Source organism: Rickettsia sp. TH2014 (assembly GCF_019249195.1).
Taxonomy (GTDB): Bacteria; Pseudomonadota; Alphaproteobacteria; order Rickettsiales; family Rickettsiaceae; genus Rickettsia; species Rickettsia felis.
Window position 1 is genome coordinate 1 of sequence record NZ_MXAX01000093.1, and the last position, 645, is coordinate 645.

Genomic DNA, 645 nt, shown 5'->3' on the forward strand with positions numbered 1-645 from the left:
AGATTTTTTATTACATAGTTTTTTTAAAGTAAGGCTTTTAAAAAAAGCTTTACTTTACTGGATTCCCGCCTACGCAGGAATGACATATAATAAAAATTGTCCGGTACTATAGGCCGAGCCACGGGGTGACAGTCATTTTCTGGATTCCCGCGGTTGCTGGAATGACATAAAGAGCATTTACCGGTCCACGCAACAATGCCTGCTCGCAATGACGTTTTTATGTGATTTACATAAAACCGTCTAGTACAGCTAAATTCACAAAGCTTGATACAAGCAATTTTGTAGGACTCGTCTGTGCCCACGTACTGATGTACGCTTTGCAGACTCGTCCTTAAATTTAGCTTGTCTGAAGTTTTGTGAATTTAGTTGTATTATGGTTACTATACCCATATCCAAGGTTGAGCAGAATTTGCTAATATACCTTGGTTGATATCTTTAACTGAATATATTCTAATAAAATAACGATCTTCTCCATCCCATTTAGGACTATAGCTATCTCTTTTATGTAAAACCGTTTTATTGCTTAATACAACAATATCACCGGAAGTAACATATATATACGGCAACCCCCCCAAAAAACAATCGACAAAAGGAGTAGAATTTTCTAGAAACAAAGGAGGAGATTCTATAAATGACAATATCAAA

At 36.1% G+C, this 645-nt stretch carries 1 pseudogene; it reads right to left on the reverse strand.

Going from position 1 to position 645, the window contains the following annotated elements:
* Nucleotides 1-380 precede the first annotated feature (380 nt).
* Nucleotides 381-645, reverse strand: a pseudogene (locus tag KYQ89_RS01580) (hypothetical protein); the annotation flags it as partial.